Annotated in this window: 13 protein-coding genes and 2 pseudogenes; 8 read left to right on the top strand and 7 right to left on the bottom strand. The window is 74.7% G+C overall.

The annotated features are described in order from the left end of the window. The first annotated feature begins 192 nt into the window (after positions 1-192). Positions 193-780 carry a general stress protein gene (locus GVV04_RS25525; protein ID WP_161691253.1) on the top strand — a complete coding sequence of 196 codons (588 nt, stop codon included), beginning with the start codon at positions 193-195 and terminating at the stop codon, positions 778-780. A gap of 312 nt (positions 781-1,092) precedes the next feature. Then, positions 1,093-2,082 carry a DMT family transporter gene (locus tag GVV04_RS25520; RefSeq protein ID WP_328822570.1) on the top strand — a complete coding sequence of 330 codons (990 nt, stop codon included), beginning with the start codon at positions 1,093-1,095 and terminating at the stop codon, positions 2,080-2,082. 271 nt (positions 2,083-2,353) lie between these two features. Here GVV04_RS25520 and GVV04_RS25515 read toward each other — a convergent pair whose 3' ends face one another. After that, entirely contained in the window at positions 2,354-2,884 is a 531-nt protein-coding gene (locus GVV04_RS25515; protein WP_161691249.1) for a GNAT family N-acetyltransferase, read from the bottom strand. Between the two features lie 154 nt (positions 2,885-3,038). Between GVV04_RS25515 and GVV04_RS25510 the strand changes: the two genes are divergently transcribed. Both GVV04_RS25510 and GVV04_RS25505 read left to right on the top strand, forming a co-directional pair. Further along, a complete protein-coding gene (locus tag GVV04_RS25510; protein ID WP_161691247.1) occupies positions 3,039-3,518 on the top strand; it encodes a MarR family winged helix-turn-helix transcriptional regulator in 480 nt (159 codons plus the stop codon). A 10-nt stretch (positions 3,519-3,528) separates the two neighbouring features. Next, positions 3,529-4,515 (top strand): pirin family protein, encoded by a 987-nt coding sequence (locus tag GVV04_RS25505; protein WP_161691245.1) that lies wholly within the window; start codon positions 3,529-3,531, stop codon positions 4,513-4,515. 55 nt (positions 4,516-4,570) lie between these two features. Here the strand turns inward: GVV04_RS25505 and GVV04_RS34120 are convergent, their stop codons facing one another. Continuing rightward, positions 4,571-4,699 (bottom strand): hypothetical protein, encoded by a 129-nt coding sequence (locus tag GVV04_RS34120; protein ID WP_268926345.1) that lies wholly within the window; start codon positions 4,697-4,699, stop codon positions 4,571-4,573. A gap of 144 nt (positions 4,700-4,843) precedes the next feature. Here GVV04_RS34120 and GVV04_RS25500 point away from each other — a divergent pair, with 144 nt between their 5' ends. Next, positions 4,844-6,433 carry a phospholipase D family protein gene (locus tag GVV04_RS25500; RefSeq protein WP_161691588.1) on the top strand — a complete coding sequence of 530 codons (1,590 nt, stop codon included), beginning with the start codon at positions 4,844-4,846 and terminating at the stop codon, positions 6,431-6,433. On the opposite strand, the gene GVV04_RS25495 is transcribed toward GVV04_RS25500, so the two are convergent. Further along, positions 6,382-7,134 (bottom strand): hypothetical protein, encoded by a 753-nt coding sequence (locus GVV04_RS25495; RefSeq protein ID WP_161691243.1) that lies wholly within the window; start codon positions 7,132-7,134, stop codon positions 6,382-6,384. The genes GVV04_RS25500 and GVV04_RS25495 overlap by 52 nt on opposite strands. A 469-nt stretch (positions 7,135-7,603) precedes the next feature. Between GVV04_RS25495 and GVV04_RS25490 the strand changes: the two genes are divergently transcribed. Then, the gene (locus GVV04_RS25490) at positions 7,604-8,431 is read left to right on the top strand and encodes a SigB/SigF/SigG family RNA polymerase sigma factor (protein WP_161691241.1); all 828 of its coding nucleotides are present in this window, start codon (positions 7,604-7,606) and stop codon (positions 8,429-8,431) included. Positions 8,432-8,587: 156 nt separating this feature from the next. Here GVV04_RS25490 and GVV04_RS25485 read toward each other — a convergent pair whose 3' ends face one another. From GVV04_RS25485 to GVV04_RS25475, 3 genes are read right to left on the bottom strand one after another with little or no spacing between them, the layout of a single operon-like run. After that, positions 8,588-9,181, bottom strand: a complete 594-nt coding sequence (locus GVV04_RS25485) for a GNAT family N-acetyltransferase (protein ID WP_161691239.1) — start codon at positions 9,179-9,181, stop codon at positions 8,588-8,590. After that, a complete protein-coding gene (locus tag GVV04_RS25480) occupies positions 9,178-10,704 on the bottom strand; it encodes an APC family permease (RefSeq protein WP_161691237.1) in 1,527 nt (508 codons plus the stop codon). Before GVV04_RS25480 ends, GVV04_RS25485 begins: the two co-directional genes overlap by 4 nt. Positions 10,705-10,744: 40 nt before the next feature. Then, positions 10,745-11,371 carry a GOLPH3/VPS74 family protein gene (locus GVV04_RS25475; RefSeq protein ID WP_161691235.1) on the bottom strand — a complete coding sequence of 209 codons (627 nt, stop codon included), beginning with the start codon at positions 11,369-11,371 and terminating at the stop codon, positions 10,745-10,747. Between the two features lie 327 nt (positions 11,372-11,698). On the opposite strand from GVV04_RS25475, the pseudogene GVV04_RS34850 reads away from it, so the two are divergent. Together GVV04_RS34850 and GVV04_RS34845 are read left to right on the top strand one after the other, a co-directional pair. Then, positions 11,699-13,204 (top strand): annotated as a pseudogene (locus tag GVV04_RS34850) (helicase-related protein); the annotation flags it as partial. Positions 13,205-13,378: 174 nt separating this feature from the next. Further along, a pseudogene (locus GVV04_RS34845) lies at positions 13,379-14,365 on the top strand (ATP-dependent helicase C-terminal domain-containing protein); the annotation flags it as partial. A gap of 175 nt (positions 14,366-14,540) precedes the next feature. Here the strand turns inward: GVV04_RS34845 and GVV04_RS25465 are convergent. Further along, positions 14,541-15,269: a PP2C family protein-serine/threonine phosphatase gene (locus GVV04_RS25465; RefSeq protein ID WP_161691231.1), complete on the bottom strand. Its 729-nt coding sequence runs from the start codon at positions 15,267-15,269 to the stop codon at positions 14,541-14,543. Between the last annotated feature and the right edge of the window lie 28 nt (positions 15,270-15,297).

Raw genomic sequence — 15,297 nt, 5'->3', positions numbered from 1 at the left:
TCGTCGGGGCACCGCCGGATGCGGCCGGACAGGTCCCGCGCGTCGTCCCTCCCGGTCGGGGGCTCGGCGACCGGAGACCGGTCCGGCGCGTCGGGCATCCGGATCGGGACGGGGACCCCTGGACCAGGGGGAGGCGGCGCGTTACCGCCCGCCGCCCGGGGGAAGGCGGGAGGTCGACGAAGGAGGATGCTCATGCTCAGACCCTCGAACCCCACCGCGACCTGGCAACCCGGAACATCGGGCGGAAACGACCTCCCGTCCGGCCCGGCGGGCCGTCCCGCCCCACCCGGCGGCGACGGTCACGGCCCGCCGGCCGGGACCCCGACCGTGACGATCGGGTCGTACCCGGACTATCCGTCCGCACAGCGGGTGGTGGACTACCTGGCCGACAACCGGTTCCCGGTGGAGCGCACCGCGATCGTGGGGACGAACCTCACCCTGGTCGAGACAGTGCTGGGCCGGATGACCACGGGCCGGTCGGCCCTGCTCGGCGCGGGCACCGGGGCCTGGTTCGGCCTGTTCATCGGGCTGCTCTTCGGCATCTTCACCACCGGTAACTGGGTGGCGGTGATCCTGGTCGGCCTGGTGATCGGCGCGATCTGGGGCGCGGTGTTCGGCGCGGTCGCGCACGCGATGACCGGTGGGCAGCGGGACTTCACGTCCGCCAGCTCCCTGCGCGCCGGCCAGTACGCGGTCACCGTCGACGCCGACCAGGCCGACCAGGCCCGGCAGCTGCTCGGCCGGATGCACCAGACGCCGGCGGGCGCGACGGCCCGCTGAGGCCGACGCCGACGGACGGTCCCGGGGCCGGGCTCCGGGGCCGTCGCTCCGCCCGAGCCACCCGCCCGCCCCCACCTGAACCACCCGCCCGAACCACCACCGGGAGCGGGCGACGGGCGATCCCCCAAGATCAAAGACTGCGGTTCCGCGACAAATACACCCTGGACGTTTGGTACGGTGTGCTGGTGACTTTCCTCGTTGTCTCGCCGCCACCGCCGACCCGGTAACGACACCTCCACCGACCCGGCTCTCACCTTCCTGAGCCCGGGTGCGTTCTTTGGTGCCCGGGCGGCGATGACAACGGAGAATTGTGTGAACACAAGCGCGCCCTCTTCCGTGGGGCGAGGAATCTTCTACATCTGCGTGGCGGCTGTCGCCTGGGGAACCGGCGGCGCAGCGGCGGCCGTCCTCTACGACACCAGCGGCATGGGACCGGTGGCCGTATCCTTCTGGCGGTTCGCCGGCGGGGTCCTGCTCCTCGCCGCCGGTCACCTGGTGGTCCGACGTCGCACGGCAGCCCCGGCGGGCGCACCGGCGCGCGGCCGGTGGCGGCACGTGGTGACGACCGGGGTGGGGCTGGCCGTCTACCAGACCGCCTACTTCGCCGCCGTGGGCTACGCGGGGCTGGCCGTCGCGACGGTGGTGACGCTGGGATCCGGGCCGATCCTCATCGCCCTCGGGTCCCGCGTCCTGATGGGGGAACGGATCGGCAGGGCCGGCGCCGTGACGGTCACGCTGGCGCTGGTCGGGCTGGTCCTCCTGGTGGGGGGCGGGAGCGCCGGCAGAGCCTCGGCACCGGCGCTGGGGTTGGCCTACGCCCTGCTGTCCGCCTGCGGGTATGCCGGCGTCACCCTACTCAACCGGAAGATGGGCCGTGACGGCACCAGCGGCAGCCCGCAGACGACGGCCTTGGGCGGGTTCGCCGTCGGGATGGCGTGCCTGCTCCCCCTGGCCCTGCTCGAAGGGCTCCTACCCACCTCGGGCGACGCCGGCCAGGTGCTGGGCCTGGTCGCCTACCTCGGGTTCGCCCCGACCGCGCTGGCGTACAGCCTGTTCTTCGCCGGGCTGGCCACGGTCCGGGCGACCACCGCGTCGGTCATTGCGCTGATGGAGCCGGTCACCGCCACTGTCATCGCGGTGCTGCTGCTCGACGAGCGGCTCACGGTGACCGCCACCGTCGGCTCGGTCGTGCTGCTCGGGGCCGTGGTCGCGCTGACGCTCGGGGAGCAGCGGGCCAACGCGGCGCAGCAGGCCACGCCGACCGGGACGGCGCAACACCCGACGCCGGCACGCTCCGGCTGAGGCACGCGCCGTCCGTCCCGACGGGCTCGGCCGTACGAGGCGGGGTCAGCGCTGACCCGCCGGCTCCGCCTCGTACGCCAGGCCAGCAACCGTCACCGACCGCTGCCCTGACGATGAGCGGAGATCCACCAGTTCCGGAGTGTTCCGGGGCCGGGCGGCCACCCCGGGAACCGCCGTTGATCGGCCAAGCACGACCTTGTTCCCTGAACCAGCGGGATCCAGCACCGAGCCGACAGCGCCGAACCGAGGCAGGCCGACTTCGACACAGGCTCTAGCCCGGGTCGGTGGCGAGGCGCGCGTGCAGGTGTTCGTCGTGGCGGCGGCCGTCGCCGTAGCGGTAGGACTGGCGCAGCGTGCCCTCGGCGAGGTAGCCCGCCCGCTCGGCCACCCGGCAGGACGGCACGTTCGCCACGGCGTGGCAGAGCTCGATGCGGTGCAGGCCCAGCGCCGCGAAACCCCACGTGGTGAGCCGCCGGACCGCGCCCGTGGCGACGCCCCGTCCCCGGGCGGCGGGGACCGTCCAGTAGCCGACGCTGGCGTTCCCGCCGCCGATCCGGTGCAGCGACACCGCCCCGAGCAGCTCGGCGTCGCCCGGGTCGGCCACCGCGAGGGACACGTGCTCGCCGCTCGACCAGTCCGCCCGCCGGCGCACCCAGTCGCGCGCCCGCGCCTCGTCCATGTCGCCCTGCGGGTTCCACGTCGCCACCTCCGGGTCACCCAGGGCGGCCAGCACGGCGGAGGCGTCGGCCGCCCGCCAGGGGCGCAGCAGCAGGCCGGGGGCAGCGAGTACGACGTGTTCCACGGGGCAGTCTGACACGCCGTCGGCCCGGTTGCGCGGAGGCAGTCCCGGCCACTTCCCTTCAAATCCGAAGCTTCCCATCCACATCTGCCTGCGGCACCCACGGAAGCAGCCAAGGGGAAGTTGTTAAATTTTGAAAGAGTGCTACTGTTTCGGCATGACGGAGAGCCTGGACGACGAGCGGATGGCCTGCTGGCGTGCCTACATCGAGGCGAGCCAGCGGCTGTTCACCCAGCTCGAGGACGACCTTCGGGCCGACAGCGAGCTGAGCTTCGCCGACTACCACGTGCTCGTGCTGCTCTCCGAGGCGCCGGGGCAGCGGCTGCGGATGGGCGAGCTGGCCGGCCGGCTGGTCTTCTCACCCAGCCGGCTGACGTACCAGATCTCCTCGATGCAGAAGCGCGGCCTGGTGGCCAGGGAGTCCTGTCCCGCGGACCGGCGCGGCAGCGAGGCGGTGCTCACCGCCACCGGGCTGCTGACGCTGCGCGAGGCCGCGCCGCACCACCTGCGCTCCGCGCGCACCCACCTGATGGACGACCTCGACGACGCCGAGATCGCCTGCCTGAACCGGGTCTTCGACCGCCTCGGCCGGCGCCTGCGCGCCGACTGCGACGCCTCGTCCACCCTCAGCGAATAAGGAGTTCGAGATGCCCGCCATCACCGTCGACGACGTCCTCGTCCTGCCCCGCCTGCCCCGGCTCGACGAGACCACCGGCTACCGGCCGGTCCGCCGGCTGACCACCGCCCCCAGCGGGCACGAGGGCGAGGGCTTCCCCGTCCGCCGGGCCTTCGCCGGGGTGCCGATGCACGAGCTGGACCCGTTCCTCCACCTCGACCAGATGGGCGAGGTGGACTACGCGCCGGGCGAGCCGAAGGGCACCTCGTGGCACCCGCACCGCGGCTTCGAGACGGTGACCTACATGATCGACGGAATCATGGACCACCAGGACTCGCAGGGCGGCGGCGGCACCATCACCGACGGCGACACCCAGTGGATGACGGCCGGCAGCGGCCTGCTGCACATCGAGGCGCCGCCGGAGCACCTGGTGGCCAGCGGTGGCCTCTTCCACGGCCTCCAGCTCTGGGTGAACCTGCCGAAGGTGGCGAAGATGATGCCGCCGCGGTACCAGGACATCCGCGGCCGGGAGTCGGTGCTGCTCACCACGCCGGACGGCGGCGCGCTGATCCGGGTCATCGCGGGCGAGGTGGCCGGGCACCGGGGGCCGGGCTCGACCCACACCCCGATCAGCATCGCCCACATCACGGTGCAGCCCGGCGCCGAGCTGAGTCTGCCCTGGCAGCCGGACTTCAACGCGCTGGTCTACGTGCTCGCCGGGCGCGGCACGGTGGGCACCGACCGCCGGCCGTTCCACACCGGCCAGCTCGCCACCCACGGGCCGGGCGACGCGCTGCGGGTCACCGCCGACGCGCAGCAGGACTCGAACACCCCCGCCCTGGAGCTCTACGTGATGGGCGGGCAGCCGATCCGGGAGCCCGTGGCGCACTACGGCCCGTTCGTGATGAACACCCGGGACGAGCTGATCCAGGCGTTCGAGGACTTCCAGGCCGGCCGGCTCGGGGTGGTCCCGACCGAGCGGCTGCCGCACACCGGCGGCCAGGGCGACCGCCCCTGACCACCGGACGTGACGGGCGTCACCGGGTGCCCCCCGGTGGCGCCCGCCGGCGGGCTCAGGAGACCGCGAAGATCCCCGCCACCCCCAGCAGCACCATCACCAACACGGCCACCAGGGCCCCGCGCTCGCTCTCCACCGGCTGTTCGCGGTCCTCGGTCACGGCGTCGGTCGTCTCGTCGGGCATCGTGTGGCCTCCTCGGTGTCTCGCGTCAGGGTCGTCGGGTGTAGCGCGGAAACGTCGGCCAGGTCACCGGGGGTGCCGGACGGCGTGCGGGCCCGGCGCGGGGGCCCTACGGTGAGGACGTTGTCGACCTCTGGAGGCTGGAACGTGCCGATGCGGGACTGGTTCCTCACCGCGCAGGAACGCGCCAACCCAGCCTCCGAGTTACCCGTCTGGACGACCGGAAACCTCGCCGAGCCGCTGATTCACGGCGCGGCGTACTTCGACCGGCTGGTCAGCGAGGTGGAGGCGCTTCAGGAGGGCGACCACCTCTTCTTCACGGACTGGCGCGGCGACCCCGACGAGCGGATGCGCCCGGACGGGCCGACCGTGGCCCAGCTCTTCAGCCGCGCCGCCCAGCGCGGCGTGGTGGTCAAGGGCCTGCTCTGGCGCTCGCACCTCGACTCGCTGTCGTTCAGCGAGGCCGAGAACCGCAGCCTCAGCGAGACGATCTGCGCGGCCGGCGGCGAGGTGCTGCTCGACCAGCGGGTCCGCCGCGGCGGCTCGCACCACCAGAAGCTGGTGGTGCTGCGCCATCCCGCCGCCCCCGAGCGGGACGTCGCCTTCGCCGGCGGGATCGACCTGTGCCACAGCCGCCGGGACGACGCCGAGCACCACGGCGACCCGCAGGCGGTCGGGATGTCCCCCCGGTACGGCGACACCCCGCCCTGGCACGACGTGCAGCTCGCCCTTCGCGGGCCGGTGGTCGGCGCGCTGGACACGGTCTTCCGCGAGCGGTGGACCGACCCGATGCCGCTGGACTCGGAGAACCCGCTGGCGTACCTGCGGGACCGGCTGCGCGGCTCGGACCTGCGCCCGGACCCACTGCCCGACCAGCCGGCCGAGCCCCCGCCATGCGGGCCGCACCGCATCCAGGTGCTGCGCACCTACCCGGCGGTGCGCCCGCGCTACTCCTTCGCCCCGGACGGCGAGCGCACGGTGGCACGCGGCTACACCAAGGCCGTACGCCGGGCCCGCCGGCTGATCTACCTGGAGGACCAGTACCTCTGGTCGACCGAGGTGGCAGACCTCTTCGCCCGGGCGCTGCGCGACAACCCCGACCTGCACCTGGTGGCCGTCGTCCCCCGGTACCCCGACGTGGACGGCCGGTTCGCGCTGCCGCCGAACATGGTCGGCCGGGAGCAGGCGCTGGCGCTGTGCGGCAGGGCCGCCCCGGGCCGGGTGCACGTCTTCGACGTGGAGAACCACGCGGGCGACCCGGTGTACGTGCACGCCAAGGTGTGCGTGGTCGACGACGTGTGGGCCAGCGTGGGCAGCGACAACTTCAACCGCCGCTCGTGGACCCACGACAGCGAGCTGTCCTGCGTGGTGCTCGACGACACCCGGGACGAGCGGGCCCCGCTCGACCCGGGCGGCCTCGGCGACGGGGCCCGGCTGTTCGCCCGGGAGTTGCGACTGCGGTTGTGGCGCGAGCACCTGGACCGGGACCCGGGCGGCGGCGCGGACGACGGCCTGCTGGACCCGGCGTCGGCGGTCGAGACGATCACCTCGTCTGCCGACGCGCTGCAACGCTGGCACGACTCGGGCCGGGTCGGGCCCCGGCCGCCGGGCCGGCTGCGCCCGCACCGGCCGGAGCGGCTGCCCTGGTACACCCGGGCGTGGGCGCTGCCCGCGTACCGGCTGGTCTACGACCCGGACGGCAGGCCGCTGCGGGCCCGGCTGGCCGGCACCTGGTGATCGGCCCGGCCGACCGCCGCCGCCGGGCTGCTGGCGAGCAGGCTCTCCCCACCGGGGTACGCGAACGACGCGCGCGGTGAGTAGAAGCCGCCGACGATGACCAGCGGGTTGGCCGGGCGCAGCGGGTAGACCGGGTGGCCCGGGTCGAAGAAGTCCACCGACTCGACCTCGAACGGGGCCACCGGCTCGGCCAGGTACGGGTAGACGCCGCTGGCCAGGGCGTCGCCCCGGCCCGTGAGGTAGCGGTGGTGGCCGCTGCGGATGACGTGCCCGGTGTCGCCGACCCGGGCCCGGGTGCGGATCAGGGGCACCCCGTCGACCTCGGTCTGCGCCACCAGCGTGTCGCCCCGCTGCTCCAGCCAGGTGCGGCCGGCGGCGACCGGGGCGCCGCGCGCGGCGGCGTAACCGCGCATCCGAGCGCTGGAGCACAGGTAGTGCGTCCACCAGCCGCCCGGCAGGGGGCGGTCCGGGGTGTCGGGGCCGGCGAGTGACACGCCGAGATAGGTCAGCGAGTACGCGCCGAGCCCGGAGGTCTGGGTCTCGTCGTCGACCACGTACTGGTTCATGAACACCCGGCGGTGCTCCCCGGCGCGCAGGCCTGCGGGCAGCAGGGCGGTGATCGCGTCCGGGTCCGCCGGCAGCCAGCTCAGATAGATCATCCGGCTGTGCACGACGAGGTGCGGATCGGCGGGATCGAGCACGCTGCCTCCGGGCCAGGGGGATTTCCCCGCGACGCTACGGGCGGCCCAGCGGGCGGGACAAGGACGGAAAGCCGACAGGCGGGGCCTTCTGTCGGCTTTCGTCTTGACGCCGCCCTCGATCATCGGCCGATCGGGCACCGTGGCCGACTGGACGACCACGCGCCAACCCCAGCCTCCCGCCGGGCCTCGCCAGAGGGGTGACGGTGACCGCCGGACGGCGACCCGCCGTTACCCATTCGGCCCGCGCCAGACCGGCCGATCGGCCAGCGAACCAGTAATCGCGATCACATCTTCCGGTCTCTACGCACCTTTCGAGAGAGTTGTTCCTGAAAATACCTTAAGTACATCGTACTTTCGGCTAGATTTCGGGGAGCCGATCAGGTTAAGGTGAGTCCCGAACGGACGATCCGAAGCTAAACCACAGCGTCACGTCTTTTATCCGCGGACGAGGTGCAGGGAGGACCACCACATGACCGCGCCAACGATCAGCGAGCAGACGAAGCCAGCGCCGGCCGTCGCCACCAAGAAGCTGGACCCGCGCGCGCTCACCGACAGCGCGGCCGACATCCTCAACGCGATGGCAGCGCTGCCCGCCAACCACCCGTCGCGCCCCGCACTGCGGGACAGGGCGATCGAAGCCTGGCTGCCGCTCGCCAACCACCTCGCCCACCGCTACAGCGGCCGGGGGGAGCCCACCGACGACCTCGCGCAGACGGCCGCCATCGGCCTGATCAAGGCCATCGACAAGTTCGACCCGTCCCGCGGCGTCGACTTCGCCGGCTACGCCATTCCCACCATCATCGGCGAGCTCAAGCGCCACTTCCGCGACCGCACCTGGGACATCCGGGTGCCGCGTCGCCTCCAGGAGCTGCGGCTGGCCATCTCCGACGCCAACAGCTCGCTGCTGCAGACGCTGGGCCGCTCCCCGACGGTCGCCGACATCGCCGCCCACCTCAAGGTCACCGAGGAAGAGGTCCTGGAGGGCCTGGAGGGCGCCCGCGCGTACAACGCGGTGTCGCTGTCCACCCCGACCGGCGACGGCGACCGGGCCACCGAGCTGGGCGACATGCTCGGCGGCGAGGACGGCGAGTTCGAGCTGGCCGAGCTGCGGGTGGCCCTGGGCCCGGCGCTCGCCACCCTGGACGAGCGTGAGCAGAAGATCCTCACCCTGCGCTTCTACGGCAACCTGACCCAGTCGCAGATCGCCGACCAGATCGGCGTCTCGCAGATGCACGTGTCCCGGCTGCTGGCCCGGGCGCTGACCAAGCTGCGCGGGCAGCTCGACGGCACGTACTAGGGGCACCGCGGGTGGTCCGGTCGGCGGACCCGACCACCTGTACGCCTGAAGGGGCCCGGTCGGCGATGCGCCGACCGGGCCCCTTCGCCGTGCCGCTTCCCGCTCCGGGCCGCTTCCCGCTCCGAGCCCTCCCGCTCCGGGCCTCCCCGCGCCGAGTCAGGCTTCCGCCGGCTCCCGCCACATCGGGTAGAACGGGGTGCCGTCCGGCAGCCGGAAGACCTCCCGCGCCCGGTAGCCGTGCCGGGCGTACAGGTCCCGGCCGATCTCGCTGCTCGCCTCCAGGTAACCGGGCACCCCGTCGGCGTCCAGCCTGGCGTGGTGGTGCCGCAGCAGCGCGGAGCCGAGCCCCTGCCCCTGCCGGTCGGGCGCGACGGCGAGGAACGCCAGGTGGTGGTGGCCGGCGTGCGGGTGGCAGGCGGCGAACAGCGCGTCGAGGTGCCGGAACCGCTCGACCCACTCCCCGCAGGCGGCGGCCAGCCGGCCGTCGTAGTCCGCCGGCGGCGGGACCTCGTCGCCGACCTGCGGGAACCACACGGCCACCGCCGCCCGGTCCTCGGTGGCGTGCACGTGGCCGTGCGCCATCGCGTGCCCGACCAGGATCTCGAAGTTGTCGGCCAGCACGGCCTCCCGCTCGGAGCCGTCGGGCACCAGCCAGTGGGTCGCCGGGAGCACCAGGAACGCCCGGGCGATCCGCTCGGCCACCAGCCGGGTCTCAGCCGCGCCGAGGCGCTCGACGCGCACGTCGCTCACCGCCGGCCCCCCGTCCCCACCGGGGGCTGCTCGCCGGCGGGACCCGGCGGGACCGGCATGGTCGCGCTCTCCGCGCCCAGTCCGATCCGGGTGTAGGCGTCCGGCTGTCTGCCGCGCAGCACCAGCGCCCAGTGCAGGCCGAGCAGCGCCACCACCGGGTACGCCGCCGGAACGGCCCAGCGCAGCGGGGAGTCGGGGGCCACGCCGAGCAGGATGGCGAAGTTGTCCAACGCCACGATGATGATGGCGACCAGCGCCACGGCGGCCAGCCCGGGGGCGACCAACCGCCGCCACAGGCTCTCCTCGACCCGGGTGCGGGCGAAGTACGCCATCACCGCGATGGAGGTGGTGGCGAGCAGCAGCAGCACGCCGAAGCTGCCGCCGACGCCGGTGAAGTAGAAGAGCTGGAGCACCGGGTCCCAGCCGTTGGTCGCGTACAGCAGGATCACCAGCAGGCCGAGGACGCTCTGCGCGAGCGAGGCGACCCGGGGCGACCCGGTGCGCGGCGAGGTCCGCCCGAACGCCGCCGGCAGCACCCGCTCCCGGCCGAGCGCGAAGATGTACCGGGCGGTGGTGTTGTGGAAAGAGATCATCGCGGCCAGCACGGAGGTCATGAACAGCGCCTGGCCGATGGTGACGGCGGTGTCGCCGAGGTGCGCCCCGGCCAGGTTGAAGATCAGCTCGACGCTCTGCTCGCCGGCCTGCGCGGAGACCTGATCCGGGCCGGTGGCCACGGTCATCGTCCAGGAGGACAGGGCGTAGATCCCGGCGATGATGGCCACCGACAGGTAGGTGGCCAGCGGGACGGTGCGCTTCGGGTCCCGGCTCTCCTCGCTGAACACCACCGCGGACTCGAAGCCGACGAAGCCAGTCGCGGCGATCACCAGCAGCGCGCCCGCGCCCGGGACGAGCAGGCTGTCCGGGGTGAGCGCGGCGAAGCTGGCCGAGCCGTTGGCCGGGTGGCTGAGCTGCCCCAGGTCGAACACGAGGATCACCACGATCTCGGCGACCAGCAGCACCGCGAGCACCATGCCGTTGATGTCGACCCGGAGCAGGCCGAGCACGGCGACCATGGCCCAGGCCACCAGCGCCACCACCCACCAGGCCGAGTCGACGCCGAAGAGCCGTTGCAGCACCGGGGAGGCCGCCGCTCCGATCGCGCCGTACAACCCGACCTGGAGCGCGTTGTACGACATCATGGCGACCCAGGCCGCGCTGACGCCGGCCGGCCGGCCCAGCCCTCGGGAGACGTACGCGTAGAAGGCGCCGGCGTTCTCCACCCGGCGGGCCATCGCCACGTAGCCGACGGAGAACAGGGCGAGCACCGCACCGACCACGAGGAAGGCCAGCGGCAGGCCGATGACGCCGGTGACGGCGTACCCGGTGGTGACCACGCCGGCCACCACGGTCAGCGGGGCGGCCGCGGACAGCACGAAGAAGATCACCGATGGCACACCGAGCCGACCGCGGGCCAACGCGTCGGAGACGTTGCTCGGTCGTTGGACGGTCGCTGTTGGGGACATGGGGGTCTCCGGTTCCAGGGAGGGGTGAGGGCCCGGCCGGTCAGGGCGTGCCGCGCAGCACCGACGCGCCCACGGCGGCCTCGGCGTGCGCGACGAGTTCCTTCAGCGGCGGGGGCAACGCGGGGATGAGGACGCCGAGCCGCTGGTGGGCGCGGGGGCCGGCGTTCCACAGCACCTCGCGGGTGAGCCCGGCGGCGGAGACCAGGCCGAAGAGCAGCGCGTCCGGCACGGCCGGCGGCTCCGGCCGGTCCAGCAGGGCCCGCAGCCGGGTGGCCGGCCAGGCCACCGCGTTCAGGTCGATCGGCACGTAGCCGATGGTGGTGCGCAGCAGCCGGCGGCTCTCCTGCCGGTGCAGCACCCCGGCCCGGGCCAGCCGCTCCGCCACCGACGTTGCCGCAGACTGCCCGAGGAAGCTCAGCCAGGTGCGGACCAACTGGTGCTGGGACTCGCCGATCAGCTGGTCCAGCACGGTGTGCGCCAGGGCGTCGTCCGGCGGGCGGCGGTCCACCACCGTCACGTTGCCGGCGCTGACGGAGATCCGGCCGGACAGGACCAACTCGCCGAGGAGCCCGGCTGCCAGGCAGATGCCCGCCGCGCTGGGATGCAGCTTCGCCCGGCCCCGGCTGTCGTTGTGGGCGATCAGATAGAACTCGTCGGCGGTGAGCAAACGAGCCTCCTGAACGGATTGTCCACAACAGATCGACGCCGGGTGAAAGGATGCACGCCCTCTGTTTGCAACGCAACTCCCCGTCCTGGCAGTTGCACTCCGTACACATGCGACCTGCGGATCTTGTCGCGACGGACTCGGAGGGTGACCGCAGGCCCGACCGTCCGCCGCCGCCGCACCGCCCGGAAACTTCGGCCAGCTGCGCGAACACCCAGGGATGACCCTCGATGCAGCCACCCGCCGGCCCGGCATGTCCACGGGCAACCTCTGGCCTCGACGCGGTACGCGCCTGCTGACGCCGCCGCCGCCGGTGCGACAGTAGGAGACGTGCTCGCCGACGTGTCCCTCGACCTGCCGATCCGGCCCGTGCTGCCGGCGCTGCTCGACGCGCTGCGCACGGCCGGCGGCGCGGTCCTCGTGGCGCCCCCGGGCACCGGGAAGACCACCCTCGCCCCGCTGGCCGTGGCCGGGGCGGTCGCCGGCCGGGTGGTGATCGCCCAGCCCCGCCGGGTGGCCGCCCGCGCGGCGGCGCACCGGATGGCCGCCCTGCTCGGCGAGCGGGTGGGCGACCGGATCGGGTACGCGGTGCGCGGCGAGCGCCGGGTCAGCCCCGCCACCCGGGTCGAGGTGGTCACCACCGGCCTGCTGGTACGCCGGCTGCACCACGACCCGGAGCTGCCCGGGGTCGACGCGGTGCTGCTGGACGAGTGCCACGAGCGGCAGCTCGACGCCGACCTGGCGCTGGCGTTCACCGTCCAGGCGCGGGCGACGCTGCGCCCCGACCTGTGGCTGGCGGCCATGTCGGCCACCCCGGACGCGGGCCGATTCGCCGCGCTGCTCGGCGCCGACGGCACGCCGGCCCCGGTGATCCAGGCCGCCTCGGCCCTGCACCCGGTGACCCGGGTCTGGGCCCCGCCGCCCCGGCCGGTCACCCCTTCCGGGGCCGGCCGCGTCGACCCGGCGCTGCTGGACCACGTCGCGGCCACCGTACGCCGGGCCCTGGCCGAGCGGGACGGGGACGTGCTGGTCTTCCTGCCCGGGGTGGGCGAGATCGCGGCCGTGACCCGCCGGCTGGCCGACCTGCGGGGCTCCGTCGCCCTGCTGCCGCTGCACGGCCGGCTGCGCGGGGCGGAGCAGGACGCCGCGCTGCGCCCCGCCGACCGGCGGCGGGTGGTGCTGGCCACCGCCGTGGCGGAGAGCAGCCTCACCGTGCCCGGGGTCCGGGTGGTGGTCGACGCCGGGCTCGCCCGGGTGCCCCGGATGGATCTGGCCCGGGGCCTGGGCGCGCTGGTCACGGTGCAGGTGTCCCGGGCCGCCGCCACCCAGCGGGCCGGCCGGGCCGGCCGGGAGGCCCCCGGGCACGTGTACCGGTGCTGGTCGGAGGCCACCCATGCCCGGCTCGCCGCGCAGCCGGAGCCGGAGATCGCCACCGCCGACCTCACCGGGTTCGCCCTGGAGCTGGCCGCCTGGGGCGAGCCGGACGGCAGCGGGCTGGCCCTGCCCGACCCCCCGCCGGCCGCCGCGATGACGGTGGCCCGGGAGACCCTGACCACCCTCGGCGCGCTGGACGCGGCCGGCCGGATCACCGCCCGGGGACGGGCGATCGCCGGCGCGGGGGCGCATCCCCGGCTGGCCCGGGCCCTGCTGGACGGGGCGCCGGTGGTCGGCGCCGACCGGGCCGCCGAGGTGGTGGCGCTGCTCGCCGAGGACACCGTCGTCGGGCCGGGCGACGACCTGACCACCGGGTGGCGCCGGCTGCGCTCGGGCGCCGACCCGGGCACCACTGCCCGCTGGCGTGCCGAGGTGCGCCGGCTCCGCGCCGCCCTGCCCCCCGGGGCGGACGACCGCCGGCCCGCGGAGCACACCGGCCGGTCGGGGGGACCGCACGGTTCCGCCGGCCCGGCCCTCGACCCGTCCCGCCCGCCCCGCGACCCGGACGGCCGTACCTCCCGCGACGCCTCCCGCGACCCGGACGGCCGTGCGCCCGGTCGGGAACGCGGGGAGGGCCGGCTGCCCGACGATCTCGCCGCCGGGCTGCTGGTCGGGTTGGCGTACCCGGAGCGGCTGGCCCGGGTGCGCCGGGCCGGCGGGTCGGCGTACCTGATGGCAGGCGGAACCGAGGCGGAGCTGGCACCGGGCTCGGGGCTGACCGGCGTGACGTGGCTGGCCATCGCGGTGGCCGACCGCTCCCCCGGCGCGCCGACCGCCCGGATCCGGCTGGCCACGGGCCTGGACGAGGCGACGGCCCGCGAGGCCGGCGGCCCGCTGCTACGTTCCGCGCGGGAGGTGACCTGGTCCGGCGGCGACGTGGTGGCCCGGGAGGTGGTCCGGCTCGGCGCGATCGAGCTGGTCGCCCGGGCGCTGGTCCGGCCGGAGCCGGCGCTGGTGGCCGAGGCGCTGCGCGACGGGCTGCGCCGCGCCGGCCTGACGCTGCTGACCTGGACCCCGGCCGCGCGGGCGCTGCGCGAGCGGATGGAGTTCTGCCGGCACGCCCTCGGCCCGGACTGGCCGGACGTGGGCGACGAGGCGCTGCTCGCCGGGGTGGACGCCTGGCTCGGCCCGGAGCTGGCCGCCGCCCGACGCCGGGCCGACCTGGCCCGGGTCGACGTCACCGCCGCGCTGCGCCGGCTGCTGCCCTGGCAGCAGGCCGCCCGGCTCGACGAGCTGGCCCCGGAGCGGCTCACCGTGCCCAGCGGCTCCCGCGTCCGGGTGGACTACGCCGACCCGGCCGCCCCGGTCCTGGCGGTAAAGCTTCAGGAGACCTTCGGCTGGGCCGAGGCGCCCCGGATCGCCGGCGGGCGGGTGCCGGTGCTGCTGCACCTACTCTCCCCCGCCGGCCGCCCGGTGGCGGTCACCGCCGACCTGGCCTCGTTCTGGCGCACCGGCTACCCACAGGTCCGCGCCGAGCTGCGCGGGCGCTACCCCCGGCACCCCTGGCCGGAGGACCCGACCACGGCCGAGCCCACCCGCCGGGCCGCCCCGCGCCGCCGCTGACCCACCGCACCCACCGGCCGCGCCGTCGCTGACCCGCCGCACCGCCACTGACCTGCCGCACCGCCACTGACCCGCCGCACCCACCCGCCGCGCCGCCGCACCCACCGGCCACGCGGGGCCGGATCTGACCGGTTCTGGCCTGGCCGGCCCTGGCCGGGCGGTGCGCAGGGGCTGGTCAGTCCTCGGCGACCACGTCGGCGACGACGACGGTGATGTTGTCGGGGCCGCCGGCGCGCAGCGCCAGGTCGATCAGCCGCCGGGCGCACTCGTCCCGGTCCGGGTGGGCGCCGAGCACCTCGGTAAGGGTGTCCGAACGGACCACGTTGGACAGGCCGTCGCTGCACAGCAGCCACCGGTCGCCGGCCCGGGGCACCATCGTCGCGTACGACGGGGAGACCTCCTCGCCCTGCAACGCCTGGGTGACCACGGCCCGGCGGGGGTGGCTCGCGGCCTGGTCGACGGTGATCACACCCTGGTCGACGAGCATCTGCACGAAGGTGTCGTCCCGGGTGATCTGCTTGAGCACCCCCTCCCGGTAGAGGTAGGCGCGGGAGTCGCCGACGTGGGCGAGGGCGAGGCAGCTTCCGGTCCGGGCGAAGAGCAGTGCGGTCAGGGTGGTGCCCATGCCCTGCCGCTCCGGGTCCTCCCGCACCGCCTCGCGGATCCCCGCGGTCGCCACCTCGATCCCGCGCTGCAGGGCGGCGACCAGGGCGTCCTCCGGGGTCGCCAGGTCCAGCGGCCCGACCGCGTCGATCGCGATCCGGCTGGCCAGGTCGCCGGCTGCCATCCCGCCCATGCCGTCGGCGACGGCGACGAGCCAGGCGCCGGGGTGCATGGCGTCCTGGTTGCCGCTGCGAATCAGCCCGCGGTCACTCACCCCCACGGAACGCAGCTTCAGGGTCATGGGACGCAGCCTGCCAGTTGGAGGGCGC

It is taken from the genome of Micromonospora rubida (assembly GCF_009908295.1).
Taxonomy (GTDB): Bacteria; Actinomycetota; Actinomycetes; order Mycobacteriales; family Micromonosporaceae; genus Micromonospora; species Micromonospora rubida.
The sequence above is the reverse complement of the archived record's forward strand: the minus strand, read 5'-3'. Positions and strand labels throughout refer to the sequence as shown.

What these genes read in the sequence shown, in the direction of transcription:
- GVV04_RS25525 (WP_161691253.1), top strand. Translation starts at nt 193, where the DNA reads ATGCTCAGACCCTCGAACCCCACCGCGACCTGGCAACCCGGAACATCG.
- GVV04_RS25510 (WP_161691247.1), top strand. Translation starts at nt 3,039, where the DNA reads ATGACGGAGAGCCTGGACGACGAGCGGATGGCCTGCTGGCGTGCCTAC.
- GVV04_RS25505 (WP_161691245.1), top strand. Translation starts at nt 3,529, where the DNA reads ATGCCCGCCATCACCGTCGACGACGTCCTCGTCCTGCCCCGCCTGCCC.
- GVV04_RS34120 (WP_268926345.1), bottom strand. Translation starts at nt 4,699, where the DNA reads ATGCCCGACGAGACGACCGACGCCGTGACCGAGGACCGCGAACAGCCG.
- GVV04_RS25490 (WP_161691241.1), top strand. Translation starts at nt 7,604, where the DNA reads ATGACCGCGCCAACGATCAGCGAGCAGACGAAGCCAGCGCCGGCCGTC.
- GVV04_RS25480 (WP_161691237.1), bottom strand. Translation starts at nt 10,704, where the DNA reads ATGTCCCCAACAGCGACCGTCCAACGACCGAGCAACGTCTCCGACGCG.
- GVV04_RS25465 (WP_161691231.1), bottom strand. Translation starts at nt 15,269, where the DNA reads ATGACCCTGAAGCTGCGTTCCGTGGGGGTGAGTGACCGCGGGCTGATT.